Raw genomic sequence first — 26,137 nt, forward strand, 5'->3', positions numbered from 1 at the left:
GCCGTCAGGCTCTTTTTTGATGCAATGAGAATATACCTATATTTTAACTAGGAGAAAAATAGGGAAAATCATGATATAATATACTTTCACGATCAAACAAAAGGAGAACGAGATGAAAAAGCTAGAGAATTTTTCTTGGAAAATGTGGCACGTTTATACCTTGATTGCTGTGGCTGTATTTTTTATTGGTAGCCTTTGTTCATTCTTTTACGTAAAAGATGCAGACTATATTGTTCATGAGCGAAATTATATTTATGTTGGAAAAGGGCAACGGTTGACGAACTATGAAAAAGTAAAGGGACTAGATACAGGATTCCCAATTTTAGCTCTTTCATTAAAAAATACAGATGAAGATGGTTATGATGATCAAATTGCTGTCGGACATAACTATATAGCCTTTCAAGATTCTAAGCTGGGTAATGTTAATCAAAATGAAAAAGATTCGGAAGAATATTTTAAAATTCGTTATTATCTGATTGGAGAAGAAAAAGGAGAGGGGCATACCATTGATGTCTTTAAAATTATTCAGAAACTGGGTTATAAAACGATTTATGGAAACATGGAGTCAACCATGTACTCTGATGGGAAGGACGAGTATGTCAGGGTGAAAGTGACAGATAAGGAATCCATCTATTTTAATCTTAGGACGCAAAAGGAGAGTAAAAAACGTCCGAAGAAAACGATACAATATGGTTATAAAGGCATCTATAGGGCCCTGTCTAATCCAGATTTCATTACGAAGAACTTCGATGAAGAGGAAAGCAACACGAAAATTTCTTGGCCATGGGTTCACTATAAACAGCCAAAGAAGAAAATGACTACCACAAACGATAGTAGTTATTCAACTTCAGACAGTAGTGAAGAAAAACCTGAAGATAGCAAACTTCTTTCAATATTAAAAAAATATGGATTTCTCCTTGTTTTAGAAGAAGACAGAAATTTATCTAGTAGCCAGTCATTAGTGTCGAAGCTATTTCCGGATGCAACTCACTTTGTTTGGTTTATTGATGATGACTATACAAGGGATGGTCATAACGAATATATCCACAATATTGAGGAATTAATCCAAGTAGTTGATGAAGAGAAAGTTGAGAAAGTATATGGAAATGAAGAATGAAAAACTAAAAAGCTGTCTCGTTCTAGTTGGCTTTTTGGCTCTTATCAGTATTTGTTTTTATAGAAATTTGGAAACAAACATCAAAGGACTCTATAAAAGCAATCATTATCCAGGTGAGATAAAGATCACCAGTCTTTCCCTATCTACTCAAGATAAATTGGGAATAGATGTCAATTATGTTTATTCTGAGAAGGTCAATGGAAAAGTCATTTCTATTCCATTAAAGAGACGAATGAAGGTTGAACAATTTGTTATTCCATATTATCCTTATTTGGGTAAAGAAGGTCGTTATGGAATGACTGGGGATTCGATTGGAATGTATGCTGAGGAGTATAGTGTATATGGTCCAATTCTTGAAAAAGCACTCGAGCTCAATCCTGACAGTAAGAAATTGGAACAGGAAATTCAAAATAAAATCAATCAAAACTCTACGTTAAAAGGCTCTAAAATCACTTTGAAATTTACAACTTTCAGTCAATTATCAAATTATTATAGAGTTAGATGGCTCGGTGAATATGAGAAAGAATCAATGAAGAAGAATCGTACCGTACTTGGAGGCTGGTATCAATTTCCAGTAGAGGATGCATTAGAATATAATGCCTTGTATGTTCAAATTTCGCCACCAAAAGGTGTCGATAAAGAAAGTATACATCTGAAGGATGAGTTGAATACACTTTTACAAAAAACGAGCTTACCAAATGGGATTTATGCTCTTGATACCTCAACTGAACTACCCACAGCTCGAGCTATGATTTTTAATGGAAAGGTTAAAGAAAGGGATTAAACATGTCAGAAATACAAAAGGATACTGGACTTAGTCTAGCTTGGGAACTTGGATTGTATATTTTCCTAATTTTTTCATTTCTAGCTTTGCCATTTTACAATGATCTAGCTATTTCAAATCCAAATAATTCACAAATTTTTCTCTTTCTGGACAATAACCCTGTGTTTGGGGGTGAAGCGTTTGAGGATCTTGTAAATTTTTATTTTATCATTTTACTTTTACTATTAGTAACCTTACCTATCCTTGCTTTTTTCATTCATAATTTCTTTGAAAAAAAGGGATACCAATTTTTAGCTAGTTTACAGTCTTTGTTGATTCATGTATCTTGTGTAGTAATGTTCGTTTATGCGGTGTTTTCTTTGTCAGTTCAGAAAGATCACTATAGCTTTAGCTCAGGTTTCTATGTCTGCTTACTCATTTATTTGTTTCATATTTATAGCAACTTACGTGATATAAAAAAGATGATTGAATATCGAAATTCTGCTACCAAAACAGCTAATGAGGCAGAAATCTTATCAAAAGAATAGTTCTATATTGTGAATGTTTGTTGAAGACAAAAAGAAGCAAGCTATTTTCAAACCAGAGCCGTCAGGCTCTTTTTTGTATGGTAAAACCACACTAGGATAGTGAAGGAAAAATAGGAGAAATCATGATATAATATACTTTTGAAATCAAACAATAGGAGAACGAGATGAAGAAGCTGGAGAATTTTTCTTGGAAAATATGGCATATTCTTTCCCTAGTTGCCGTGACCGTTCTAATGGTTGGCGGTATTTGGAGCTTCCTTTACCTAAAAGAAGCAGTACATGTTGTGAGTGATAGAAATTATGATTATGTTGGTAGAGGACAACGGTTATTGGAAAATCGAATCATTAGTGAAGAGGCCACCGGAATTCCAATATTGGCTTATAGTTTTAAGAAAGAAGATAAAAATAATGCCCCATATTATACTATCGGATCCCAATATATAGCCCTTCAAGATTCTAAACTAATCAGTGGCGAAGATAAGAAAAAAGACGCAAATGAATATTTTAGAATTCGATATTATGAATTGGGTCAAGAGAAAGGAGAAGGTCATACCATTGATGTTTTAAAACTCGTTCAAAAAATGGGTTACGACTCGATTGAAGGAAACATGCGAAGTAGCATGTTTACAGATGGAAAAGATGAGTATGTAGCTTTCAATGTTACAAAAAATAATCTCCTATTTGTGAATCTGAACAAGGGAGAAATCGCAGAGACAGATCCAAAAATGATTGTTGATTATGGTTACAGTGGATTTTATCAAATATTGCCTGCACCCAAATTTGAGACAAAAAAATACAGTCTTGATAGAAATAAAATAGATGTAGGAGGATGTTGGATAGATTATGAATATGATGATGAAGATGAAAAAGTAGAAACTTCCTCAAGTTCTACGGAGAGATTAGATCGCAATGGTGTGAAGGTGAAGGATAGTAAACTCTTAACCCTACTAAAAAAATATCGCCATCTCTTGATTTTAAAACAAAACCTCACTATGGAGGAGGAAAAAACTGTCATCAAGAGTTTGTTTCCTGATGCAGATCATTTCAGTTGGTCTATTAGCGCTCCTTATACAAAGAGTGGGCAGAAAGAAATCGTTCGGAATGCTGAAGAATTTAAAAAGATTATAAAGGAGGAAAGAGTTGAAGAAGAGTTGGAACGTGAATTTGAAAAAACATTTCAAGAAGGGCCAGACGACGATTAGTGATCGGTCAAAAGCCTTTCTAGTGGTTATCTGCTTCCTACTGTTTCTAGGATTCTATTTTTATAGAAATTTAGACGCTAACCTAAAAGGTTTCTATGATAGTAGAAGTTTCCGAGGAGATATACAGATTACAGGTTTCTCTTGGACTCGGTCCAATGCCGGTCCGGATGTGAATTTTATCTATTCTGAAACGGTTGAAGGGAAAAAGATTTCAATTCCCCTAAAAAAATCAGTCAGATTTAAACACTTGGTGATGCCGTATTCTAATAAGATTGATTTAGCTGAAAACCTAGGAATAGAAAATACCTATGATGATTTTGATAGAGCCTATTTGCCTATTATAGAGAAGGGATTTGAATTCAGTACTGAGCGAATCGAGCTTGAAGCAGAATTAGATAAAAAAATTAACGAGTATAGTGCTTTTAGCGGCTCTTGGATTGAAATAAGCTTATCCCCTTTTAAGAAACGAGGTAACAATTATTTCAGTTTGATGGAGCAATATGAGAATGGCATTCCTAATTCTGAGTTAAAAATTCTAGGGGGATGGTATGATGTCTCGTATAGTAGTTTTATCGAATCAGGAGACATTTATGTTAAAATTATCTCCCCTGAAAATATAAGTCGATTTAAAGAATCAGGGAATGATTTTAAATCAGTTTTGAAGGATTACTTGGCAATTAAGTCTCTACCAGATGGGTGGTATGGCCTGTTCGATGATGGGAAACAAGTATCTGAGACTGTTGAAATTCGGAATGGAAAGGTTAGGGGGTGAAAGGAGATATGGTAAAAGGAAAAATAAAATTTAATCATCAGTTATGGCGTCAGCTTGGCTTATTTACGGCCTATGTTTTGACCCTATTGATGTCACCGTTTTATATATATCAAAAAATAGGGGAGAATGATTCGGCACGGTTTACGATTTTCCTAGGTGAACATTCTCTCTACAATGCCAAAGAGTTCGAAGGTCTTCTTAATTCCTATTTCACCATTTCACTAGTGATTCTTTTCGTATTACCAGTACTTGCTATTTTTTTAAAATATCTTCTAGATAAAACAGGCTATCCTTTGCTGGCGCATCTTCAATCACTGTTAATTTTTGTAGCCTGTAGCATTATTTTAATCTTCACCATGTTTTCTATGACTGTTCAAATAGACCTCCTACGGTTGGAATGGGGATTTTACTTATGTCAAGCCTTCTATTGGATTTTTATCCTCAGAGAGTGGTGGAATGTCAGTGGGATTGTTTATAGACGAAATCATCCTTTAGAAGATGAAAGAGCATAAGAGAAGTAGCAATCGGCAGAATAAACCTATTTCTACATAAGAATAAACATTCCTCAATTTCAAACCAGAGCCGTCAGGCTCTTTTTTGTGAGAAATTGCACTTTTCTATGGTCGCCACTAGATTTTTCACTGAAAATCTAGTAGAATAAAATAGATAAACGGGGGGAACCTCGGAGAATAAAAAGGAGATCCATCTAATGGTAAAATTGGTTTTTGCTCGCCACGGTGAGTCTGAATGGAACAAAGCTAACCTTTTCACTGGTTGGGCTGATGTTGATTTGTCTGAAAAAGGTACACAACAAGCGATCGACGCTGGTAAATTGATCAAAGAAGCTGGTATCGAATTTGACCAAGCTTACACTTCAGTATTGAAACGTGCGATCAAAACGACTAACTTGGCTCTTGAAGCTTCTGACCAATTGTGGGTTCCAGTTGAAAAATCATGGCGCTTGAACGAACGTCACTACGGTGGTTTGACTGGTAAAAACAAAGCAGAAGCTGCTGAACAATTTGGTGATGAACAAGTTCACATCTGGCGTCGTTCTTACGATGTATTGCCTCCTGCAATGGACCGTGATGATGAACACTCAGCACACACTGACCGTCGTTACGCTTCACTTGACGATTCAGTGATTCCAGATGCTGAAAACTTGAAAGTTACTTTGGAACGTGCCCTTCCATTCTGGGAAGATAAAATCGCTCCAGCTCTTAAAGACGGTAAAAACGTATTTGTAGGAGCACACGGTAACTCAATCCGTGCCCTTGTAAAACACATCAAACAATTGTCAGACGACGAAATCATGGATGTGGAAATCCCTAACTTCCCACCATTGGTATTCGAATTTGACGAAAAATTGAACGTTGTAAAAGAATACTATCTTGGAAAGTAAGAAAGCAGGATTCGTTATCAATCATAGAAAGCTGACTTCGGTCAGCTTTTTTGCTTGTCTTCCTTAGATCCTAGCTGGTTTTGGGTTTTCAGGGTCTCCTAAAAATGTTATAATAGAGTGTTACTAAATTGGGTTCCATTAGCCCTGAAAGGAAAAGAAAATGACAAAATCATTCTACATCACAACCCCTATCTATTACCCATCTGGTAAATTGCATATTGGTTCAGCTTATACAACGATCGCCTGTGACGTCTTGGCGCGTTACAAACGTATGATGAACTACGATGTTTTCTACCTGACTGGTCTTGATGAGCACGGTCAAAAGATCCAGCAAAAAGCAGAAGAAGCTGGGATTACGCCGCAAGCTTATGTAGATGGGATGGCCGTTGGAGTGAAAGAACTCTGGCAATTACTCGATATCTCATATGATAAATTCATCCGTACGACAGACGACTACCATGAAAAAGTGGTGGCTCAGGTCTTTGAACGCTTGCTTGCGCAAGACGACATCTACCTGGGTGAGTACTCTGGTTGGTATTCAGTCTCTGATGAAGAGTTCTTTACAGAAAGCCAATTGGCTGAGGTATTCCGTGATGAGAATGGCAAGGTCATCGGTGGGGTAGCCCCATCAGGCCACGAAGTAGAATGGGTCTCCGAAGAATCTTACTTCCTTCGCCTCAGCAAATACCAAGACCGCTTGGTTGAATTTTTCAAATCTCAACCGGATTTCATTACGCCAGATGGCCGTCTCAATGAAATGTTGAAAAACTTCATCGAGCCAGGCTTGGAAGACTTGGCGGTATCTCGGACTACCTTTACCTGGGGAGTTCCAGTTCCATCTAATCCAAAACACGTGGTCTATGTATGGATTGATGCCCTTCTCAACTATGTGACGGCTCTTGGTTACGGTCAAGAAGATCATGAAAACTTTGATAAATTCTGGAACGGAACCGTCTTCCACATGGTTGGAAAAGACATCCTTCGTTTCCACTCGATCTACTGGCCAATCCTTCTCATGATGTTGGATATCAAATTGCCAGAACGCTTGATTGCCCATGGTTGGTTTGTCATGAAAGACGGCAAGATGTCGAAGTCTAAAGGGAATGTCATCTATCCAGAAATGTTGGTGGAACGCTTCGGCTTGGATCCACTCCGTTACTACCTCATGCGTAGCCTTCCAGTTGGTTCTGATGGGACCTTCACACCAGAAGACTACGTGGCTCGTATCAACTATGAATTGGCCAATGACCTTGGAAACCTCCTTAACCGGACGGTAGCCATGATTAACAAATACTTTGGTGGTCAAGTTCCTGCTTATGTCGAAAATGTCACTGCATTTGATGCTGATTTGGCTAAGGTAGTTGAAGAAAACATCGCTGAATACCACAAGCAAATGAATGCGGTTGATTACCCACGCGCTTTGGAAGCCGTATGGAACATCATCTCTCGGACCAACAAGTACATAGATGAGACAGCGCCTTGGGTCCTCGCTAAAGAAGATGGCGACAAGGAACAATTGGCAGCGGTCATGGCTCACTTGGCAGCTAGCCTTCGTGTCGTGGCTCACTTGATCCAACCATTCATGATGAACACCTCAAACGCCATCATGGAACAACTTGGCTTGGGCTTGGACTTCGATCTTGAAAACTTGACCTTAGCAGGCTTCCCTGAAAATGTCACAGTGGTTGCCAAAGGAACTCCAATCTTCCCACGTCTTGACATGGAAGAAGAAATTGCCTACATCCAATCTCAAATGACTGCAGGCAAACCACAAGAAAAAGAATGGATTCCAGAAGAAGTGGAACTCAAGTCTGAAAAAGACGAGATCAAATTTGAAGACTTTGACAAGGTTGAAATCCGTGTAGCAGAAGTCAAAGAAGTGGAACGCGTCGAAGGATCAGACAAACTGCTTCGCTTCCGCCTAGATGCAGGAGATGGCGAAGACCGTCAAATCCTCTCAGGTATCGCTCAATTCTATCCAAATGAACAAGAATTGGTCGGCAAGAAACTCCAAATCGTGGCCAACCTCAAACCACGTAAGATGATGAAGAAATATGTCAGCCAAGGCATGATTCTTTCCGCGGAACACGGAGATCAATTAACAGTCTTAACAGTTGATCCATCTGTACCAAATGGAAGCATCATCGGCTAAACGATAGACAAAGAAAAAATCATCTAAAAAACTTTCCTTAGGTGAGTACGGACGTCAGCGAACTTCGAAGAAGTTCCATGACTTAGTTTTGGACCCTAGGTTCCAAAACTCCCGAGTGCTAGAAACAATAGTGTTTCTAGCACTTTTCTCACGGCGGAAAGTTTCAGTAGATGATTGAATAATTCTAACGAATAAATTTTTTGATTTTTATAAAATTAATTTGATTTGTAAGGAAGAACAAATTGTCTACGCTCTCAAGCACTCCCGCGGGAGTGCTTTTGTTGTATTGATATGGTTCCTATCATTGAGTTTTACAAGGATGGTAGATGAGTCCTATTAGCAATGGATGTTAACGGAGACTTCCGCAGTGAGAAAAGAGTCTGAAACGGTATCATTTCAGACTCTCGGGAGATTTGAGACAGTAGGCTCAAATATTAGGTATGGAATCCCAAAGGGATTCGCTACCGTCCGTCCTCACCCAAGGAAGGTCTCAAATTATATTTTCCTATTCATCCGGCCGGTATTCTAGGATATCTCCTGGCTGGCAGTCGAGTTCTTTGCAGATGGCTTCAAGGGTGGTGAAGCGGATGGCTTTGGCCTTGCCGGTTTTGAGGATGGAGAGGTTGGCTGTGGTGATGCCGATTTTGTCGGCTAGCTCGTTGGATTTCATCTTTCGCTTGGCTAGCATGACATCTAGATTGACGATAATCATGGCAACCTCCTTAAATGGTTAGCTCATTTTCTTCAGCAATCTCAATACCTCTCTCTAAAATCTTGCCAGAGACCCAGACGATTGGAACGGCAAGGAGAAGCCCTGTGTTAAAGGTAAATTGGAAAGTGAAGGGAAGGAGATAAGCATTTCCACTGGTTTCAAGTGTGCCAGACATAAAGGACAAGACCAAGAGAATCTTCCAAGCTCGGTTGCAAAGATCAATGTTAGAGCGAGAAAAGATCTTTTCTTGGTAGAGATTTTGGAGGAAGCTGCGAATGGTGATGAGAAGGTAAATATAGATAGCGCTTGAGGCTAGTGGGAAGAGCAGCTGCCAGAGAGGTTGCGGATGTTTGGGGAAGAGTTGGATGCCATTCACATCAAAGGACAAGCGTCCAGTTTGAATGAGATCTTTAAACACTCCCATCCGTGAAAGCAGGTGGACGACCAGTGCAGCCACAGTCATAAAGCCACAGAAGTAAATGAAAGCCGTCAAGACTTCAATGACATTTTTTAAGGTTTTTGAGTTTTTCATCGCAAGCCTCCTTGAAGTTTATTTATTTTTCACTTATAGTATACTCTTTATAAAAAAATAGTCAATAAAAAAGTATCGAAAAACGATAAAAAAATAACGATAAACAAAATATTATTTTTGAGAAACAGGTATTCTCTGCTCAAACTAGTCGGTTTAAGCCGGGGAAACCACTACATAGAGGGGAATTTTACTATACTTTCGATTTAGGGTATACTAGTGTAAAGATCTTATTCCATGGAGGTAGTAAAATGAATCTTAAGTGGAAGAAAAAATACCTGGGGCCGATTTTGGGGCTTGTCGGAGCAGTTGTTCTGATCGGTGGAGTCTATCTCTACTCTAGTTCCAACATCCAACCAGACCATCAAAAGGAATTTAACCAGACCAGCAAGAAGGTCACCAAGCCAAAGGAAAAAGCTATTGACTTGAGTGGTGACTATGTCTCTAATGAACGGGATGAAGCCAAAATCGAGAAAAAGGGCAAGGCCTGGAAGATCGATTACCAAACGGCTGATGGCAAGGTATCTGCTGAATTTAGTACGGATTGGAAGGTCGAAGGGTCTAATAAAGTTTCGACAGGCAAGATGAAAAAGTCCGATGGCAATACAGACTTTACAGTCACTGTTCGTGTCTTCAAATACAAGACAGACAAGAAGCCTTTGATCACGGTCACCATGTCTGACAAAAATCCCGACCACGAGATGGTCTTTGCCAATCGGGAGGATTTTTTCAAATCGACAGATCCAAATGATGTCGTCCTTGATGGCAATCTCTCACCGTTTGAAGGTGCTTATTCCAATGATACCTATGAAAAGGAAATCGCAGATTCCGGTTTTAAACTTTATGGCTATACTCCAGAAGAATATTACCAAAACAAGACCAATGCCTTTCCAAGTATTGTAAATGGGGAGACTGGCTGGACTTTCTGGAGTGGAGGCACTCGGGCAAGTTACTTGTTCAATAAAGAAAAAGAGCCCAAGAAGCGAAAAGGCTATTATGAAGTTTATTTCACAGGGGCAAATGGGACTGCGATCCAAGGGCAGGAGCAAACCTTGTACTTGATCCCAGCGGGTGTGACAGGTCCTGACGGAGTAGCTTCCCAAGAACGTCGGATTCTCTTTGGTGACGTGGCCTACCGTGATTACCATCTAGAGTGGTGGAAAGCCTACCCACAACCGAAAAAAGAGAAAGACTTGGATATTGCGGCCATTAACGGAGGAGACTTCTCAAGCTTAGCTGGAACCTGGCGCAATGGCAAGGGGGCTGAAATCGTCATCCAAGCAGACGGAAAAGTCAAGGGCCAAGGTAGCCTCAAGGCTGTTGCAGACTCGGATAAGAAGAGCAAGATCCCTTATGTTGAGATGAAGATGGGTGAAACTGGTGCAGCGATTGGACTTCTGAAAATCGGTTTCCAAAATCCGGATGGAGACCAGTCTGATACCAGCAAGCCACGTCTAGTGGTCACTCAATCTGCAGGCAACTATCCGGCTGATCAATATTTTTACCGTCAATAAAAAGTTTGAGACAGGTTTGTCTCAAGCTTTTTTTACTGCAAGGAAGGCTCGTGGGGTCTAGGAAACGGTTAGTCTCTAACATTAAAAGGAAAAAAATGTAAAAAAGGCTTGACAAAGCAAATGATTAGCAGTATTATTAACTAGTTAATTAACTGATTAATAAACTAGTTAACGAAAATGAAAAAGAGGTGAAGGATGAATAGGAGAAGAATGAAGGTTCTGGGACTCTTGTTTCTCGGTTTCTTTCTGCTGACAGCTTGTGGAAGTCAAGGAAATGCAGGCAAGCCCCCTTCTAAAAAAGGTCTTAAAATTGTCACGAGTTTTTATCCTATCTATGCCCTGGTCAAGGAAATCTCTGGCGATCAAAATGACATCTGGATGGTTCAGTCAGGTGCAGGGATCCATGATTATGAACCCTCAACCAAGGAAGTGGCCCAGATCTATGATGCGGATGTATTTGTCTATCATTCTCAGACCCTGGAATCTTGGGCCGGTCGCTTAGATCCCAATCTTCAAGGTTCCAAGTTGCGAGTGATCGAAGGCAGCCAAGGAATGACCCTTGATAAGGTGGCTGGATTAGAGGATGTCGATGCTGGTCAGGGAAAAGAAGCCAAGCACTTGTATGATCCGCATACTTGGTTGGATCCTGTAAAAATCGCAGAGGAAGGAAAGATCATCGCCCAGCGCTTGGGAGAGATTGATCCAAAGAACAAGGAGCTCTATCAGACCAATGCTCAAAAGCTTGAAAAGCGCTGTGAGGAACTGGTAGCCCACTACCAGCCTCTCTTTGACAAGGCCAAGCAAAAGACTTTTGTGACCCAGCATACGGCCTTTTCCTATCTGGCCAAACGCTTTGGTCTCAAGCAGTTAGGGATTGCAGGGATTTCCCCAGAGCAAGAACCGACCGCTCGGCAATTGGCGGAGATCCAGCAGTTTGTCAAAGACTACAAGGTGAAAACGATCTTTGTGGAAAAGCACACGTCATCAAAAGTGGCAGATAGTATTGCCAAGGCAACAGGGGCGCGTGTCAAGGTCTTGGATCCACTGGAAGCTGATCCGAAAAATGATAAGGATCTATTAGAAAATTTAGAAGAAAATATGGCGACTTTAGCCAAGGAATTAGAGGAGTAAATCAAGAATGAAGAAAAAGGGAACGATTGGAATTGTAGCGACCTTGGGGCTAGGGCTTTGTGCCTATGCTCTCAGTCAGCAACCACAAGTCAAGGAAGAGAAAAAGAATCAGATTCAGTACCTGCAGGCAGAAAAGAAAGCATCATCGACTGACACCAGCAAAAAGGAAGATAGCATCGAAGCGGTCAATGCCAAGGAAAAGACCCAGGCGGAGCAGATTGTCATCAAGATTACAGATGAAGGCTTTGTCACTTCTCATGGGGATCATTTTCATTACTACAGCGGGAAGGTCCCATTTGATGCCATCTTTAGTGAAGAGTTGATTTTGCGGGATCCAACTTATCAGTTGCAAGAAGCGGATATCGTGAGCAAGGTCAAGGATGGCTATATTATCAAACGCGCTGGGAAATACTATCTCTACTTAAAGGATGCCCAACATACGGTCAATGTGCGCTCGATTGAAGAGATCGCTCAGCAACAAAAAGGTGGCGCTAAAGAAGAAGGGGAAACAGGATCGGTACAGGCGAGCTCCTCGCACAAGGCAGGCAAGACCCGTGACTTCCGTCAACCTAGTCAAGCGCTGAAAGAAGGTAAGACTCTTGAGATGCTGACGGCTAAGAACCATACAGGTGGTGGCTATCGTACGGACGATGGTTATGTCTTTAGTCCTGGAGATGTCATTTCAGATACAGGGGACGGCTTTATTGTGCCCCATGGTGGCCATTTCCATTATATTCCAAAGAGTGCTTTATCTGCTGGAGAGTTAGCAGCAGCCCTCTCCGTCTTAGGTGGTCAAGCCGGTCATCAGGCTGGGAACTCACACCTAGCTGGAGCAAGCACAGAGCAAGCTACTCCAGATCAAGCCTCTCCAAGCATAGGGAAACAAGCGAGCAACCAGCCGTCAGCCGGTCCAACCAATACACAGAAAACCCCAACGACGTCTAAACCGACTTCCTCCAAACCGAGTCCAACCCTGACCAACTTGATCGAAGAATTGCAGAAAGCCCCGTTGTCTTCTCGTCATGTGGAATCTGATGGTTCTGTCTTTGATCCAAGTAAGATTACCAAGTGGACCGATCAAGGGATTGTCTACCCTCATGGGGATCATTTCCACTTTATCCCATACAGCTCCTTATCGCCTTTAGAGCGTGAGTTGGCGCGGCAATTCCAATTGCTTCGTGCTCAAGGATCTAGTAGTCCAACAGAAGGAAGTCCAAGCTTGCCTTCAAATCCGAGCACAAAACCAGTTGATCCTGATCATGAGCATGGCGACAGTCACGATCACAAAGAGGAGCACGACCATGGTTTCCACGCAGACAAGGTCATCAGCAAAGACGAGGAAGGCTATATGGTTGCTCATGGCAACCATGCCCATTATTTCTATAAAAAGGACCTCTCTCCTCAAGAAATTGCGGCAGCAGAGGCAACTCTAGCTGGTAAGAAAGAAGAGGACAAGGGTCAGCCCCTGACAGATGACGTTGCGACCTATTCTCGCGATGCCTCAGATGAGGAAAAGATCCAGTACATCAGCAAGACCTATGGTGTCCCTCGTGAGGCCATTAAGATTTCCAATGGTTTCTTTGTCTTTAACAATCCAGACCAAGAATACGATCCGACCCACATCCATCCTTATGCCGTTCGGAAGGAACATGTCCGCATCCCACTTGAAACTGGCAATCCTGAACTAGACTTTATCAATGAACTCTATGCAACAGCGCTTCGTTCAGGGATTTCTCCATATAGCCTCCAGATTGAAAATGGTCAGTTTGTCATCCCGCATGGCGATCACAACCACTACATCAAGGTCCGCTCAGCAGGGCTAGCAGACTACTTAGCCCACCGTCTTCCAACCATCCAATCTCCTTACAAAAAAGGAGACTTGGACAAGAAAGTCGTAGAGGACAAGGTCAACCAACTCTTAGCAGAAAGCCGCAGCCTCTATGCTTCTGATCCATTGCAACAAAGACGGATTGAGCTCATCTTGGGCCACTTCTTGGAAAATGTCAAGAGCTTCCCAAGTAACTCAACAGAGGGCTACCTAGCTAGTCTCAAGCAGGTTGATGCGCAGTACATTCATGCGACCCAAGCGGTCAAACCAAAAGAAGAGACAGCTTTGGATCGTCGTTACCAAGAATTGTTGGAACAAGTGCGCTTGCTAGACACAGAAGCCTTCCAATTGAAGAAGGAAGAGTTGGTCTCTCAATTGCAGGAAGCCTATACTGCCAAGGATAGCAAGCGTTTAGAACAGGAAGGGAAGCTATTAGAAGCTGTTCAGGAGATGCAAGATCGGACGGGTGTGACATCGGTCGACTACCTCAAGTATTTCTACCAAAGCTTGAGCGATGCGCGCTTGACACCAGAACTCCGCACTAAGGCAGCAGATCTAGCCTTGAAGCTCTACCGAGCTCAAGCCTTTGAAGAAGCTTGGGATTCCAAGTCTCACTTTATGGAACTCTACCAAACCAAGCAAGCTATTGACCAGCTCTTCTCCCAAGAAAAAGGCCAAACCTATCCTATTGAAAAAACAGTTTTGGATCAAAAAGGAAGTCAAACTCCATCCTACAACGTAGCGGTTTATGATTTCCTCAAAGGCTTGTATGGCGAGTTGGATAAGGCAACAGAAGCCCGTCAACAGAACAAGATTTTGACAGCTCTCTTAGAGCAAATCCAGTCGCTCTTGCCACAAGTCGAAGACCAAGGCAAACGAACTGCTTTTGAAGCAGGCTTGGCTCAACTTGGAAAAGAATCTGATCCAGACAAGGCTATTACAAGTGGGCAAGCACTTCTACGCGAAATCAGTGATAGCATTGAAAAGCAAAAACAAAAGCAAACGGAAGAGCCTCAAATTGGGGATGTTGCTCTTTATCAACAGCTCTATAACCAATTGATGGCTCTACACCAACAATTGCAGGACAAGGGAGCTAGTGATGCTGTATTTGATCGCTTAGAAGCTCTCTTTGACCAATTAGCTAATCCAAAGAGTGATAAAGCAGCCTTACTACAGGCCATCCAAGCCTTCCAGGCAGAGTTGGCAGCTGCCCCATCTGCAAGCGAAGCGGGGAAACCAGCTTCCACAGCTGAAACGCCTGTCGCTACAGAAACTCCGGTAGAAAAAGAAGCAGCAACTTCAGAAGGAAGCAAGCCTGCCACAACTGAGACAGAAACAGAGCCTGCAAGCGCACTTGTAACAGAAGCAAGCACGCCAGATGCTCCATCTCCTCAGAACCAATAGAAAATAGAAAAGAGAGTGGGACAGAAATCGGTAATTCGTTAGAATTCGATTTCGTCGCCCCACCTCCGCACAGTTGAGTAGGGCTGTAAAAGCTGATGAAATCAGCGTAGTAGAGCCCAGTCAACCGCTGCGTCTTGCTCGACAATCCAAAAATAACTGAGAGGCTAGGACTTTTGTCCCAGCCTCATTTTGCATTTTAGTGAATAGAAGAAGTGGTCTCTTTTTTCAGTTGTTGAGCCTCACTCCTTGTGCTCCAGGAGCAGTGGAGAGGTAGACTCGACTGCTTTTTTTCGCTTGAAAAATGCGGCCATTTGAACCAGGATGCGGGGCACTGTCTGCCATTTTTTCCAAGCTTGAAAGCGGGTATCGATGAGCTGCTTGGCCAAGCGTTCCAGCATTTCTCGCTCGGTTGGATCCAGATCCTGGGCATTTTGGAGGATTTCTTTGGCCTTAGCTAGCTGTTTGAGATCGGTTAGGTCATTGATGGAAGTGATGCCGGCATCCAGAAAAATGCCAAAAAAGGTGTCAAAAAACTTCTTGCGCTCCTCTGCCGATGTTTCGCGAACCCATTGCTTCAAGGTCAGGTCGGTCTGCTGGCTATCTGGACTGGTTTCTGAAACGGTCACAAAGCTGTAGTCCTTGATTTCCCAAGTAAAGGCATCGTGCTGGGCAAAGCCACCAAAGGCGCGACTTTTGACAATGGTCGTCGGTTCTGGCACTTCCAACATCATGCCAACAATGGACCCTTGAGGGACAAAGCGACGAATGTTTGGAGACGTGCGCTGGTAGCCTTCGGTTTCGATAATGGCCTTGTTGAGCCCTGGAGCATCATAGCTGTAGATCGCGTCGACCCGTTCAAATAAGGAATCAGGTAGATACGAGCAGGCATAGGTTGCGAGATTTCCCCCTTTGGAGTGACCGGCTACTAAGAAACGTCCTTTTGGAAATTCCTTCATGACATGGTGCAAGTAGCTGGACGCGCGCTTCTGAGCTGGAACATGGTCCATATAGGTCATGTGGAAGTCTTCCTTCCAGCCGATCAAGGTGTCATCCGTCCCTCTGAAAACGACCAAATACGTATCCAGACTAAGCCGATAGGTCATGGCCGCAAACTGTTTTTGCACATCGGGATCGTATTCATCGACATAGTTGAGGAGTTTGATGTTCTTAAAGCGCTTTGAGCTAGCTAATTCATCGACTAATTGCAGGTGCTGGTTACTCACGATAAAATCGGTAGTCCGATCGATCAGTTCCATCGCATCAGACAGGCGCACTGGAATTCCTGTTGTATCTCCTTGAGGCACAATGTGTCCAAAGGGCAGATAGGTCAGCTCTGTCAATGCGAGGATATCCAGCTCATTGAAGGGACGGTCATATATAGAATCGTAGGTCACTTCTTTTAGGTAATCAAAAATCGTCGACATCTGTGCCTCCCGTGTCTTATTTCTTTCAGTATAGCACAAAAATGGATGTAGAAAAAGCGACTCCCATCAAGAAAGTAGGCCCCAGATCTTCTTTCCCTCTGAAACAGCCTTTTTCTCTGCTGTTTAATCTGTTATAATAGGAAGAAGAAAAAAAGAAGGAAAGAAAGCCATGCATAAAATTCTCTTAGTCGAAGACGATGAAATTATCCGCCAACAGGTCAAACAATTATTGGAACAATGGGGCTATGAAGTGGTCGCAGTAGAGGATTTTATGGATGTCCTCGGGATCTTTGTCGAAAGTGATCCCCACTTGATCCTCATGGATATTGGACTGCCTCTCTACAATGGCTACCACTGGTGCCAGGAGATTCGCAAGGTTTCAAAGGTTCCGATCATGTTTCTTTCTTCACGGGATCAAGCCATGGATATTGTCATGGCCATCAATATGGGGGGAGACGACTTTGTCACCAAGCCTTTTGACCAAAATGTCCTTCTTGCCAAGGTTCAAGGACTCTTGCGTCGCTCTTACGAATTTGGGACAGATCAAAATCTGCTGGAGCACCGGGGAGCCATCCTCAATCTCAAGTCCACAGACTTGGTTTATGAAGGTGAAGTCATCAAGCTGACCAAGAATGAGTTTCAGATCCTGCGCGTCCTCTTTGAGCATGCAGGCAGTATCGTAGCACGCGATGACATGATGAAGGAGCTCTGGAATAGCGACTTCTTTATTGATGACAATACCTTGTCTGTCAATGTGGCCCGCCTTCGCAAGAAATTAGAAGAGGCTGGCTTGTCAAACTTCATCGAAACCAAGAAAGGCATCGGTTATGGGTTAATCCATGAATAAATATGGGAACATCTTTTGGCAGTATGTGGTATCCCGCAGGCGCCTGCTCTATCTAGTAGTCATCTTTTTGATGGTCGATTTGGTTTTTGCCTTTCTCTTTCCAGAGACGGGGACGGTTTTCCTCTATGCGACTCTGATGCTAGGATTTTTTACACTCTGTATCTTGATCTGGGATTTCGCTATGACCTTTCAGGAGTACCGCAAAGCTTTGCTGTATGAGGAAATAGAGCTTGCCTCACCACTGGAACATCTCCTTTATGAAAAATATACAGAAGAACAGCAGGCGCGCCTGGAGCAAGGCAAAGTAGCCCAGGCCAAGTTCAATGACCTGATGGATTACTACACCCTCTGGGTTCACCAGATTAAGACGCCCATTGCAGCTAGCCAGCTCTTGGTCCAAGATGTCGAGACACCTATTGTCAAGCAGCAGATGGAGCAGGAGCTTTTCAAGATTGATTCCTATGCCAATCTGGTTCTGCAGTACCTGCGACTGGAGAGTTTTCATGACGATCTGGTCTTAAAGCGCGTGTCGCTAGAGGACTTGGTCAAAGAAGTGGTCCGCAAATATGCCCTCTTTTTTATCCAAAAGAACTTGACAGTGAACCTGCATGATTTGGATGTCGCCGTCATTACCGATCGCAAGTGGCTTTTGGTCATCATCGAGCAACTCTTGTCCAATAGCCTCAAGTACACCAGCACAGGTGGAATTGAGATCTATTTTAAGGACCAGACCCTCTATATAAAAGACAGCGGGATTGGAATCAAAAATAGCGATGTCCTTCGCGTATTTGAGCGGGGCTTCTCCGGTTACAATGGCCACATGACCCAGCAATCCTCAGGGCTGGGGCTCTATCTGTCTAAGAAAATTGCAGAGCAATTGGGCCACAAGATTAGCCTCCACTCAGAGGTTGGCCAAGGCACAACCGTCGCTATTGGCTTTGAAGAGAAGAAGTTGGTCATGGATTAGGAAAAAGGGATTATTATGGAAAATAAAAATGAAATATTAGAGATTACTAATAATGAATTAGAATATGGCGATTTGATGGATTTACAAAGTAGTCTTCAAGTTGAGTTAAATGATATTTTAGATGAACTTTCTTCAATTGAGGAAGATAGAGAAAAATTACAAAATAACGAGTATCTTGAAGAGGCTATTCAAGATATCATTTGGGATCAAGTTCAAAATCAATTAGCAGTCCAAATTGGTGAAGAGTTTATTAAAGATAACAACGGACAAAAACTAGATTTACGAAAAGAAGCACATATACAAACTGCTGAAAATTTTGAAAAAGGAAACTTTGCAACTCATAATCGAGATGTTAATTATCAAGAAAGATATGACAAGTGGCAAGATAATTTTACTACTAATAAAAAAGGAGAAAGAGTTCTAAAAAAGGATGCGCGTAAATTTTTTGATAAGGGAAGAGATATGGGGTCCGCTGCTATTCATAAAGATCATACAGTTTCTATTAAAGAACAACTAAATGATATTGAAATGGCTACATTTTTCTCAAAAGAGCAAGTTAAAGAATTTGCCAATAGTTCTAAAAACTTGCATGATTTAGATGCATCTGCAAATATGTCCAAGGGTGATAAAACTATGAAAGAGTTTTTGAACTCTGAAAGGAATGGGTTGAAGCCGGAAGAACGTTTTAATATTGACAGAAAACAATTAGAAAAAGATGATCAGGAGGCTAGAGAGGAACTAAAAAATAGAAAAGCAGAGAATGAAAATATTGCAATACAATCCGGTAAAAAATCACGACGTAAAGAGGCTTTGAAAGTGACAGGGAAAGCTTTAAAAGCTGCTGTACTTCAATTGTTAACAGAATTTTTGAGGGAAATTGTTAAGAAGTTTATTTCTTGGTTAGGTGAAAAAGAGAAGAATTTCGGAACCTTCATTGCAAAAGTAAAGGAAGCAATTTCAAACTTTATGTCCAATCTTTCTCATCATGTTCTTGGTGTTGGGCAATCAATGGTTACCATGTTAGCAACTTCCATCATTGGGCCTGTAGTTGGAACATTTATGCAAGTTTGGACATTTATTCAGCAAGGTTGGCGATCTCTTACCGATGCGATTGACTATTTAAAAAATCCAGAAAATAAAAATAAAAGTACAAGTGTTAAAATGCTTGAGATAGGAAAAATTATTGTTGCAGGAGTAACAGCTGCTGGAGCGATCGTTTTAAGTAGTGCGATTGGAGCAACTTTGTTATCTATTTTTCCTCCACTTGGTGTAGAAATTCCATTGCTAGGAAGTTTGTCTGGCCTGATCGGTACATTTATGGGGGCAACAGTAGCTGGTATAGCCGGTGCATTTGTCTTGAAATTAATTGATCAAATGATTGTCGACAAGCAGATTGATGAATTAACAAATAAAAAAATTGATAAATACAATAATAAACTGATTGTACAAGACCAAATGAATGCGGTTGGAATGGCGCTTGTTCAAGTGGATAAAATGAAGTCTTTGAGTCAAATGGGGGATCGACATCAGCAAGCAGCAGAAATAATGCGGGATGAGCTTTCTTTCTTACTTGAAGAAAAAGAAAAAAATGACAATGAATTTACAGAAATCGACGCCTTGTTGGCAGAGTTAACAGATTAGGAGTTATTATGGAAAAGGAATTTGACTTACAAGTCAGTAATCATGATTTTAATGCAGCAAAAGAACAATTGAAAAAATTTGCTGAACAGGATGTAGAAGAGTTGAAGTTTGATAAAGTTCGTACACATGAAGACATCTTTGGATTAGAGTGGGCTGAACACGGAGTGACTGGGAAAGAACTTAATTCATTGATTGAAAAACTTCAGAAATATTTTTCAAAGGTTTATGATCGTGATCAAAACTTAATTGAAGAATTTGGTGAAGTTTATAAAGCCTTAGAAGCATTGGATAAGGATTACATTCAGGCTATACTAACTTCTGTTTCTGCGATCAAAAAAACAAATGAAAAGATTTTAATAGAGCAAGAGCGAATTGATCAGACGATTGAGAAACAAAAAGCTACCTTAATCGCCTTAAAACAGTTTAAAGAAAGTGTGTCAAATCAATTATCTGAACTTGATTCTAGTCAACTTATCAGTCTTATTGAACAACTTGAAAGTAGAGTTGAGATTTTGGAAAAACCTTCTAGTGATTTGAAGGATGGAAGCACAGAAATTCATCAGTTAAAGAATGAATTAGATGCGGTAAAAGGCCAAGTGAATATCCTATCGAATAAGCTAATAACTTCTTTCGCTTTGACAGGTATAGCTACCGGAGTTGCTGTTGTGACTTTGATCATTTTATTGATGAGGTAAGCAAATGAGCCGTTATCAGGATGAATTAATTGAACTAGCAAAAAAATTTGATATCCAAACAGATTCAAAAGGAAAATTTCTTGAACGAGTAATTATTTTGCTCAATGATTACTCTGAAAAATTAGTCATTGATATTTTGCAGTACTTAGTTATTGAAAAACAAGAGGGTTCTCAAAAGATCGCCACTCTAGCAAATCAATTGTCAGAAGCACTTTTAAAATATGCAGGCTATGTAAGTCTAAAAGGTTATAAACAAAATAAAATTGAGCAAGTGACGGAAGAATGCTCTCTTGATGATTTAAAAAAAGAACTTGACCGATTAGTTGGTTTACAAAATGTCAAAGAAGAAGTTAATCATCTGATTTCCTATCAAAGAATACAAAAGTTAAGGAAAGAAAAAGGACTGAAAATTCCGAATAGAACTTTGCATATGGCATTTACAGGTAACCCAGGAACAGGAAAAACAACAGTAGCTCGTATTGTTGGAAAAATGTATAAACAACTCGGTTTGTTATCTAAAGGTCACTTTATTGAGGTTTCACGAACAGATTTAATTGCAGGATATCAAGGTCAGACTGCTTTGAAAGTTAAAAATGTGATTGAGAAAGCTAAGGGAGGAGTTCTTTTTATCGATGAGGCATATAGTATTACCGAAAATGAAAATTCAGATTCTTATGGTAGAGAATGCTTAACAGAATTAACGAAGGCCTTAGAAGATTATCGAGATGATTTAGTTGTGATTGTTGCGGGCTATACGAGACCAATGGAACAGTTCTTTTCTTCAAATCCCGGGTTGAAATCTAGATTTAATTACTTCATTGAATTTGAGAATTATGTACCAGATGAACTATTGAAAATATTAGAATTTTTGTGTCAAAAGGATGACTATAGATTAAGTGATAATCTGAAGTTGAAATTGATCAATTATTTTAAAACAAGTATCCTAAATGATGAGAAAAACTTTTCGAATGGAAGATTTGTTCGAAATATATATGAAAATCTCGTAATGAATCAATCTGTTAGATTAGATCAAGCGAAGATAAATGATGTAGAAGATTTGTCATTGCTTAGATCATGTGATTTTGAGAAATAAAATCCCCATCTTACAAAAATGTAAGAAATAAAGGTCAAAATGAAAGGTTAGGTTATGGTAGCCGCCTTTTATTTTTTATACAATAGTCTCATCAAATGAAGGAGGTCAAGAAAATGAAACTCTTGAAATGGATGAAACAACTCAAAAAGACTGAGAAACCCTGTAACCAAACCGATCTGGAAAAGACGGAATTTGGTCTCCAAGTCCTGCAACAAACCCAAGAATTTTTCTTGATCTACTAGTAAAAGGAGAAAAGTATGTCATTACTAGATGTTCAACATATCAAAAAGATTTACAAAACCCGCTTTCAAGGAACGCAGGTTGAAGCCTTAAAAGATATTCACTTCACTGTTGAGAAGGGCGAGTACGTGGCTATCATGGGGGAATCAGGATCCGGGAAATCGACCCTTCTCAATATCCTAGCCATGCTGGACCAACCAACCGAAGGACGGGTCTACCTCAATGGCACGGACACCTCAACTATCAAGAACAAAGACGCTTCGAGCTTCCGTCGGGAAAAACTAGGTTTTGTCTTTCAAGACTTCAACCTGCTCGATACCTTGTCTGTCAAGGACAATATCCTCCTGCCTCTGGTGCTTTCTCGCAGACCAGTCAAGGAAATGATGAGCAAGGTCGATAGCGTGAGTCGGGAGTTGGGCATTCACCAATTGCTTGAAAAATACCCTTATGAAATCTCTGGTGGGCAAAAACAACGGGTGGCCGTAGCGCGGGCCATCATCACCTCACCAGAAATCCTCCTTGCTGATGAGCCAACAGGGGCGCTGGATTCTAAGTCTTCAGCTGCGTTATTGGACGTCTTTGAGGATATCAATACCATGGGCCAAACCATTCTCATGGTGACCCACTCAACCGCAGCGGCAGCTCGGGCCAAGCGCGTGCTCTTCATCAAGGATGGGATCCTTTACAACCAGATTTTCCGCGGAGAAAAAACAGAGCGTCAGATGTTCCAAGAAATCTCGGATACTCTGACGATCATGGCAAGTGAGGTGGAGTAGATGTTTCGATTAACAACTAAATTAGCTTGCTCTAATCTCATCAAGAACCGCAAGCTCTATTATCCCTTTGCGATTGCAGTCATTCTCGCAGTGACCATCGCTTACCTCTTTGACTCCCTGACCTTTAATCCCCACATTTCCGAGCTTCGAGGGGGAGATCCCATGATCTTTACCCTCGTCTTGGGACTGTTCGTGGTCAATGCTGCGGGGGCTATCATCGTGCTCTATGCCAATAGCTTCGTCATGAAAAACCGCTCCAAGGAACTGGGCATCTACAGCATGCTGGGACTTGAGAAACGCCATCTCATCAGCATGATCTTCAAGGAACTTTTGATGTTTGGTTTTCTGACTATCTCAGCCGGTGTCTTGATTGGAGCCCTCTTTGACAAGCTGATCTTTGCCTTTCTCTTGAAACTCATGAAGATGAAGGTCCAGCTGGTATCTACCTTCCAACCTGGGATTGTTATCTTGGTCTTTGTCACCTTTGGTCTCATCTTTGGACTTTTGATTCTTCTAAATGCTTGGCGCATTCTCCGTTTCAATGCCTTGCAGTTGACGCGTGAGAAGGCCAGTGGTGAAAAGAAAGCCCGCTTCCTGTGGCCCCAAACCATCCTGGGCTTAGCCTCTCTTGGTTTTGGCTATTACCTAGCTTTGTCTGTCAAAGACCCTATCATTGCGCTTGTGACCTTCTTTCTAGCCGTTATCCTGGTCATGATCGGGACCTACCTGCTCTTTAATGCGGGGATCACCGTCTTCTTGCATCTGCTTAAGAAAAAGAAGAGCTACTATTACCAGCCCAACAATATGATCTCGGTCTCTAACCTCATCTATCGTATGAAGAAAAATGCAGTGGGCCTTGCGACCATTGCCATCCTCTCGACCATGGTGCTGGTGACCATCTCTGCAGCCACCAACATCTATGTCGGTAGCGAAATGGTCAAGAAAATCATGGCGCCTCATGATTTCTCTGTCCAAGGAAAAGGGGTCGATCTGGAGCAGATCAATCAGAAATTTGATGAATTTGCCTCTGAGCACCATCTCAAGATCAAGAATCGTGACCTGATGACCTATGCCAACTTTGGGGTTAAATCACAAAAGGGCACAGATTTCACCGTCTATCCAGCTGATGAACGCAGCGTCACTCCCAAAACCGTCTTTATGGTCTTTGATGTAGCTAGTTATGAACACATGACAGGCGAACAAGTCGATCTGACAGGCAACCAAGTCATCCTCTTTGCCCATAACAAGGCTCTTAAAGGGCAAAAGCAGTTCACTATCAATGGGCAAGACTTCCAAGTCAAAGAAGAGGTGAGCAAGGATTTTATCACCGATCACGTGCCCAACATGTATAACATGATAACGGAGGATTTCAATTACCTAATCGTACCTGACCTCTCAGCCTTTATCGCCCAGTTTCCAAATCTTGCCATCTATACCAATATCTATGGTGGTTTCAATGTCAATGTCAGTGAAGACCAGCAACTCAAGCTGGCAGCTAGCTATGATAAGATGATCGATGAATTGAGTAGCCAACAGGCCCAAGGAACATTTATCTATGGAGGTAACCGAGCCAATGATGTGGCAGAGTTGAATAGCCTTTTTGGTGGCATCTTCTTTATCGGGATTTTCTTGTCACTGATCTTCATGGTCGGAACGGTCATCGTCATCTACTACAAGCAAATCTCAGAAGGCTATGAAGACCGTGAGCGCTTCGTCATCCTCCAACAGGTGGGGCTCGATGAACACGAGGTCAAACGAACCATCAACCGTCAAGTACGGACCGTCTTCTTCCTCCCTCTCATCTTTGCCTTTATCCACCTGGCCTTTGCCTACCATATGATCCGCCTCATTCTTAAAGTGCTCGGTGTCATCAATAGTGGCCAAGTACTCGTCGTGACTATCAGCGTCTGCGCCGTCTTTCTTATCACCTACCTGATCGTCTTTTGGATCACCTCTCGGAGCTATCGTAAGATTGTGCAGATATAAGGAAAAAGAAGCTCGAATCAAATTAGAAACTTTCCTTAGGTGAGTACGGACGTCAGCGAACTTCGAAGAAGTTCCATGACTAAATCAAGATACAAAGGGCGTCTGCGGATAAAGTCAAAATAGGAAGTTTGACGCAGAATCTTGCGATTCTAGGAGAACTTATCTTTTTGACACAATCCGCAGCCCGTGTTCAATTCGTTTTGAACCCCTTCGCTCCTTAATTTCTGGGCTCAGGCTAAAACAGTTCCCCGAACTGTTTTACTTCCAAAACTCCCGAGTGCCTGAAACATGATTATTTCAGGCACTTTTCTCACAGCGGAAAGTTTCAATATACTCTAAATAATAATCAGAAATCATTTTGATATTTTTGCACAATAGTCCAGCATAGGTTATTCAAAGAAAAGAATTGTCAATTTTTTTAGCTTGCTCATAGCGGGCTTTTTTGTACGAAAACCGACTGCGATTGTTTTTGTTTTTCAAAGGGATACACAAAAAAGACTGAACCCGTAGAGTTCAGTCTTTGTTCACTTTCTATTAAAGTGATGTAAGGAAAGTCAATCCCCCTAGGATGACACCTGCCGAATTCGGAATGATCAAAATCCAGTCTTTTTTAGGTTCCTTTGTCCAACCATAAATGACCCAGATCAAGCAAGAAATAGCAGCTGACAAGGGTTGGAAAGGTTGGGCCTTATTTCCCTGTAAATTAGCAATAATTTGTGGGATGTAGGCAATGAAAACGATAATCCCAATAAAGGCACCGATCGAGCCAACGATTTGGTTGATTTTTTGTTTATTCATAAAATTTTACCTCTGTGTATCAAAATAGCATAAGTAGGAAGAAAATGCAATTAATTTGCATGCTATGCAAGATGAAAATGATTACATTCGCACAAAATTAGACAATGTGTCAAAAAAATGGCAACTAGAGAGAAGACTCTCTCGAAAAGAAATCCATCTTCCTGCAAAATCACAAGATTGTGACACTTTACAGTTCGGTAACATTTGAAAAAAAGACTTGAATTTGTAAAGGACAAAAGGTAGAATAGTGCATACTTTAAAAAAAGAAAAGGAAATGGTAGTTTCAAAATGAATGAAAAACAAATGAAAATTCTTGGTTGGGTTGCGACCTTTATGTCTGTTATGATGTATGTGTCTTACTTCCCACAAATCATGGATAACCTCGCAGGTCACAAAGGGAACTTTGTTCAACCCCTTGTCGCAGCCATCAACTGTAGCCTTTGGGTTTACTACGGACTCTTCAAAAAAGAACGCGATATTCCACTTGCTGCAGCCAATGCACCAGGGATCATCTTTGGTTTGATCACAGCCATCACAGCCTTGTAATCAATGAAAGAGAGAGTAGGACAGAAATCGGTAATTCGTTAGAATTCGAT

General features: G+C 41.3%; 24 protein-coding genes. 20 read left to right on the top strand and 4 right to left on the bottom strand.

From position 1 onward, the window contains the following. Nucleotides 1–112: 112 nt before the first annotated feature. The 8 genes from HMPREF2686_RS08830 to metG all read left to right on the top strand — a co-directional run bounded on the left by HMPREF2686_RS08830 (nucleotide 113) and on the right by metG (nucleotide 7,956). A complete protein-coding gene (locus tag HMPREF2686_RS08830; RefSeq protein ID WP_049474235.1) occupies nucleotides 113–1,117 on the top strand; it encodes a hypothetical protein in 1,005 nt (334 codons plus the stop codon). Next, nucleotides 1,107–1,901: a hypothetical protein gene (locus HMPREF2686_RS08835; protein ID WP_148130212.1), complete on the top strand. Its 795-nt coding sequence runs from the start codon at nucleotides 1,107–1,109 to the stop codon at nucleotides 1,899–1,901. The genes HMPREF2686_RS08830 and HMPREF2686_RS08835 overlap by 11 nt, the downstream gene beginning before the upstream one ends. 2 nt (nucleotides 1,902–1,903) lie before the next feature. Beyond that, nucleotides 1,904–2,428, top strand: a complete 525-nt coding sequence (locus HMPREF2686_RS08840; protein ID WP_070450344.1) for a hypothetical protein — start codon at nucleotides 1,904–1,906, stop codon at nucleotides 2,426–2,428. A 164-nt stretch (nucleotides 2,429–2,592) separates the two neighbouring features. Continuing rightward, nucleotides 2,593–3,630: a hypothetical protein gene (locus HMPREF2686_RS08845; RefSeq protein ID WP_049474238.1), complete on the top strand. Its 1,038-nt coding sequence runs from the start codon at nucleotides 2,593–2,595 to the stop codon at nucleotides 3,628–3,630. Next, nucleotides 3,569–4,402, top strand: coding sequence for a hypothetical protein (locus HMPREF2686_RS08850; RefSeq protein ID WP_083280271.1), 834 nt, complete (start codon nucleotides 3,569–3,571; stop codon nucleotides 4,400–4,402). The genes HMPREF2686_RS08845 and HMPREF2686_RS08850 overlap by 62 nt, the downstream gene beginning before the upstream one ends. 8 nt (nucleotides 4,403–4,410) lie before the next feature. Next, the gene (locus HMPREF2686_RS08855; RefSeq protein WP_049474240.1) at nucleotides 4,411–4,914 is read left to right on the top strand and encodes a hypothetical protein; all 504 of its coding nucleotides are present in this window, start codon (nucleotides 4,411–4,413) and stop codon (nucleotides 4,912–4,914) included. Nucleotides 4,915–5,111: 197 nt separating this feature from the next. Then, nucleotides 5,112–5,804 carry a phosphoglycerate mutase gene (locus HMPREF2686_RS08860; protein WP_003012031.1) on the top strand — a complete coding sequence of 231 codons (693 nt, stop codon included), beginning with the start codon at nucleotides 5,112–5,114 and terminating at the stop codon, nucleotides 5,802–5,804. A 160-nt stretch (nucleotides 5,805–5,964) separates the two neighbouring features. After that, entirely contained in the window at nucleotides 5,965–7,956 is a 1,992-nt protein-coding gene (gene metG / locus HMPREF2686_RS08865) for a methionine--tRNA ligase (RefSeq protein ID WP_070450347.1), read from the top strand. A 505-nt stretch (nucleotides 7,957–8,461) separates the two neighbouring features. On the opposite strand, the gene HMPREF2686_RS08870 is transcribed toward metG, so the two are convergent. Beyond that, nucleotides 8,462–8,668, bottom strand: a complete 207-nt coding sequence (locus tag HMPREF2686_RS08870) for a helix-turn-helix domain-containing protein (protein WP_003006064.1) — start codon at nucleotides 8,666–8,668, stop codon at nucleotides 8,462–8,464. 10 nt (nucleotides 8,669–8,678) lie between these two features. Further along, nucleotides 8,679–9,200, bottom strand: coding sequence for a DUF2975 domain-containing protein (locus HMPREF2686_RS08875; RefSeq protein ID WP_070450351.1), 522 nt, complete (start codon nucleotides 9,198–9,200; stop codon nucleotides 8,679–8,681). 248 nt (nucleotides 9,201–9,448) lie between these two features. Between HMPREF2686_RS08875 and HMPREF2686_RS08880 the strand changes: the two genes are divergently transcribed. The 3 genes from HMPREF2686_RS08880 to HMPREF2686_RS08890 all read left to right on the top strand — a co-directional run bounded on the left by HMPREF2686_RS08880 (nucleotide 9,449) and on the right by HMPREF2686_RS08890 (nucleotide 15,074). After that, entirely contained in the window at nucleotides 9,449–10,711 is a 1,263-nt protein-coding gene (locus HMPREF2686_RS08880; protein ID WP_045759185.1) for a DUF6287 domain-containing protein, read from the top strand. A 195-nt stretch (nucleotides 10,712–10,906) separates the two neighbouring features. Beyond that, nucleotides 10,907–11,842: a metal ABC transporter solute-binding protein, Zn/Mn family gene (locus HMPREF2686_RS08885; protein ID WP_024054879.1), complete on the top strand. Its 936-nt coding sequence runs from the start codon at nucleotides 10,907–10,909 to the stop codon at nucleotides 11,840–11,842. Between the two features lie 7 nt (nucleotides 11,843–11,849). Beyond that, nucleotides 11,850–15,074, top strand: a complete 3,225-nt coding sequence (locus HMPREF2686_RS08890) for a pneumococcal-type histidine triad protein (RefSeq protein ID WP_024054880.1) — start codon at nucleotides 11,850–11,852, stop codon at nucleotides 15,072–15,074. Between the two features lie 239 nt (nucleotides 15,075–15,313). On the opposite strand, the gene HMPREF2686_RS08895 is transcribed toward HMPREF2686_RS08890, so the two are convergent. Then, on the bottom strand, nucleotides 15,314–16,498 hold the full coding sequence (locus HMPREF2686_RS08895) for a DUF2974 domain-containing protein (RefSeq protein WP_070450354.1): 1,185 nt from the start codon (nucleotides 16,496–16,498) through the stop codon (nucleotides 15,314–15,316). Nucleotides 16,499–16,667: 169 nt separating this feature from the next. On the opposite strand from HMPREF2686_RS08895, the gene HMPREF2686_RS08900 reads away from it, so the two are divergent. The 8 genes from HMPREF2686_RS08900 (at nucleotide 16,668) to HMPREF2686_RS08930 (ending at nucleotide 24,743) form a co-directional block, all read left to right on the top strand. Continuing rightward, nucleotides 16,668–17,345, top strand: coding sequence for a response regulator transcription factor (locus HMPREF2686_RS08900; RefSeq protein WP_070450357.1), 678 nt, complete (start codon nucleotides 16,668–16,670; stop codon nucleotides 17,343–17,345). Then, nucleotides 17,338–18,312 carry a sensor histidine kinase gene (locus HMPREF2686_RS08905; protein WP_070450360.1) on the top strand — a complete coding sequence of 325 codons (975 nt, stop codon included), beginning with the start codon at nucleotides 17,338–17,340 and terminating at the stop codon, nucleotides 18,310–18,312. Before HMPREF2686_RS08900 ends, HMPREF2686_RS08905 begins: the two co-directional genes overlap by 8 nt. Nucleotides 18,313–18,327: 15 nt before the next feature. After that, the gene (locus HMPREF2686_RS08910; RefSeq protein WP_070450363.1) at nucleotides 18,328–19,953 is read left to right on the top strand and encodes an AI-2E family transporter; all 1,626 of its coding nucleotides are present in this window, start codon (nucleotides 18,328–18,330) and stop codon (nucleotides 19,951–19,953) included. Nucleotides 19,954–19,961: 8 nt separating this feature from the next. Continuing rightward, complete coding sequence (locus HMPREF2686_RS10595) at nucleotides 19,962–20,648, top strand: hypothetical protein (RefSeq protein ID WP_070450366.1); 687 nt, start codon at nucleotides 19,962–19,964, stop codon at nucleotides 20,646–20,648. Nucleotides 20,649–20,652: 4 nt separating this feature from the next. Beyond that, the gene (locus HMPREF2686_RS08920) at nucleotides 20,653–21,741 is read left to right on the top strand and encodes an AAA family ATPase (RefSeq protein ID WP_070450369.1); all 1,089 of its coding nucleotides are present in this window, start codon (nucleotides 20,653–20,655) and stop codon (nucleotides 21,739–21,741) included. Nucleotides 21,742–21,854: 113 nt separating this feature from the next. Next, nucleotides 21,855–21,983, top strand: a complete 129-nt coding sequence (locus HMPREF2686_RS10730; RefSeq protein WP_256263225.1) for a hypothetical protein — start codon at nucleotides 21,855–21,857, stop codon at nucleotides 21,981–21,983. A 15-nt stretch (nucleotides 21,984–21,998) separates the two neighbouring features. Further along, nucleotides 21,999–22,757, top strand: coding sequence for an ABC transporter ATP-binding protein (locus tag HMPREF2686_RS08925; protein ID WP_061563696.1), 759 nt, complete (start codon nucleotides 21,999–22,001; stop codon nucleotides 22,755–22,757). Further along, nucleotides 22,758–24,743 (top strand): ABC transporter permease, encoded by a 1,986-nt coding sequence (locus HMPREF2686_RS08930; protein WP_070450372.1) that lies wholly within the window; start codon nucleotides 22,758–22,760, stop codon nucleotides 24,741–24,743. A gap of 534 nt (nucleotides 24,744–25,277) precedes the next feature. Here HMPREF2686_RS08930 and HMPREF2686_RS08935 read toward each other — a convergent pair. Next, a complete protein-coding gene (locus tag HMPREF2686_RS08935; protein WP_003012241.1) occupies nucleotides 25,278–25,541 on the bottom strand; it encodes a SemiSWEET family transporter in 264 nt (87 codons plus the stop codon). A 288-nt stretch (nucleotides 25,542–25,829) separates the two neighbouring features. On the opposite strand from HMPREF2686_RS08935, the gene HMPREF2686_RS08940 reads away from it, so the two are divergent. Further along, nucleotides 25,830–26,087 (top strand): SemiSWEET family transporter, encoded by a 258-nt coding sequence (locus tag HMPREF2686_RS08940; RefSeq protein WP_003006102.1) that lies wholly within the window; start codon nucleotides 25,830–25,832, stop codon nucleotides 26,085–26,087. The last annotated feature ends 50 nt before the right edge of the window (nucleotides 26,088–26,137 follow it).

It is taken from the genome of Streptococcus sp. HMSC057G03 (assembly GCF_001808745.1).
GTDB lineage: Bacteria > Bacillota > Bacilli > Lactobacillales > Streptococcaceae > Streptococcus > Streptococcus parasanguinis_Z.

Bases quoted from the DNA above. Each gene is read 5' to 3' on its own strand.
- HMPREF2686_RS08830 (WP_049474235.1), top strand. From the start codon at position 113: ATGAAAAAGCTAGAGAATTTTTCTTGGAAAATGTGGCACGTTTATACC.
- HMPREF2686_RS08835 (WP_148130212.1), top strand. From the start codon at position 1,107: ATGAAGAATGAAAAACTAAAAAGCTGTCTCGTTCTAGTTGGCTTTTTG.
- HMPREF2686_RS08840 (WP_070450344.1), top strand. From the start codon at position 1,904: ATGTCAGAAATACAAAAGGATACTGGACTTAGTCTAGCTTGGGAACTT.
- HMPREF2686_RS08845 (WP_049474238.1), top strand. From the start codon at position 2,593: ATGAAGAAGCTGGAGAATTTTTCTTGGAAAATATGGCATATTCTTTCC.
- HMPREF2686_RS08855 (WP_049474240.1), top strand. From the start codon at position 4,411: ATGGTAAAAGGAAAAATAAAATTTAATCATCAGTTATGGCGTCAGCTT.
- HMPREF2686_RS08860 (WP_003012031.1), top strand. From the start codon at position 5,112: ATGGTAAAATTGGTTTTTGCTCGCCACGGTGAGTCTGAATGGAACAAA.
- metG (WP_070450347.1), top strand. From the start codon at position 5,965: ATGACAAAATCATTCTACATCACAACCCCTATCTATTACCCATCTGGT.
- HMPREF2686_RS08870 (WP_003006064.1), bottom strand. From the start codon at position 8,668: ATGATTATCGTCAATCTAGATGTCATGCTAGCCAAGCGAAAGATGAAA.
- HMPREF2686_RS08875 (WP_070450351.1), bottom strand. From the start codon at position 9,200: ATGAAAAACTCAAAAACCTTAAAAAATGTCATTGAAGTCTTGACGGCT.
- HMPREF2686_RS08880 (WP_045759185.1), top strand. From the start codon at position 9,449: ATGAATCTTAAGTGGAAGAAAAAATACCTGGGGCCGATTTTGGGGCTT.
- HMPREF2686_RS08885 (WP_024054879.1), top strand. From the start codon at position 10,907: ATGAATAGGAGAAGAATGAAGGTTCTGGGACTCTTGTTTCTCGGTTTC.
- HMPREF2686_RS08890 (WP_024054880.1), top strand. From the start codon at position 11,850: ATGAAGAAAAAGGGAACGATTGGAATTGTAGCGACCTTGGGGCTAGGG.
- HMPREF2686_RS08895 (WP_070450354.1), bottom strand. From the start codon at position 16,498: ATGTCGACGATTTTTGATTACCTAAAAGAAGTGACCTACGATTCTATA.
- HMPREF2686_RS08900 (WP_070450357.1), top strand. From the start codon at position 16,668: ATGCATAAAATTCTCTTAGTCGAAGACGATGAAATTATCCGCCAACAG.
- HMPREF2686_RS08905 (WP_070450360.1), top strand. From the start codon at position 17,338: ATGAATAAATATGGGAACATCTTTTGGCAGTATGTGGTATCCCGCAGG.
- HMPREF2686_RS08910 (WP_070450363.1), top strand. From the start codon at position 18,328: ATGGAAAATAAAAATGAAATATTAGAGATTACTAATAATGAATTAGAA.
- HMPREF2686_RS10595 (WP_070450366.1), top strand. From the start codon at position 19,962: ATGGAAAAGGAATTTGACTTACAAGTCAGTAATCATGATTTTAATGCA.
- HMPREF2686_RS08920 (WP_070450369.1), top strand. From the start codon at position 20,653: ATGAGCCGTTATCAGGATGAATTAATTGAACTAGCAAAAAAATTTGAT.
- HMPREF2686_RS10730 (WP_256263225.1), top strand. From the start codon at position 21,855: ATGAAACTCTTGAAATGGATGAAACAACTCAAAAAGACTGAGAAACCC.
- HMPREF2686_RS08925 (WP_061563696.1), top strand. From the start codon at position 21,999: ATGTCATTACTAGATGTTCAACATATCAAAAAGATTTACAAAACCCGC.
- HMPREF2686_RS08930 (WP_070450372.1), top strand. From the start codon at position 22,758: ATGTTTCGATTAACAACTAAATTAGCTTGCTCTAATCTCATCAAGAAC.
- HMPREF2686_RS08935 (WP_003012241.1), bottom strand. From the start codon at position 25,541: ATGAATAAACAAAAAATCAACCAAATCGTTGGCTCGATCGGTGCCTTT.
- HMPREF2686_RS08940 (WP_003006102.1), top strand. From the start codon at position 25,830: ATGAATGAAAAACAAATGAAAATTCTTGGTTGGGTTGCGACCTTTATG.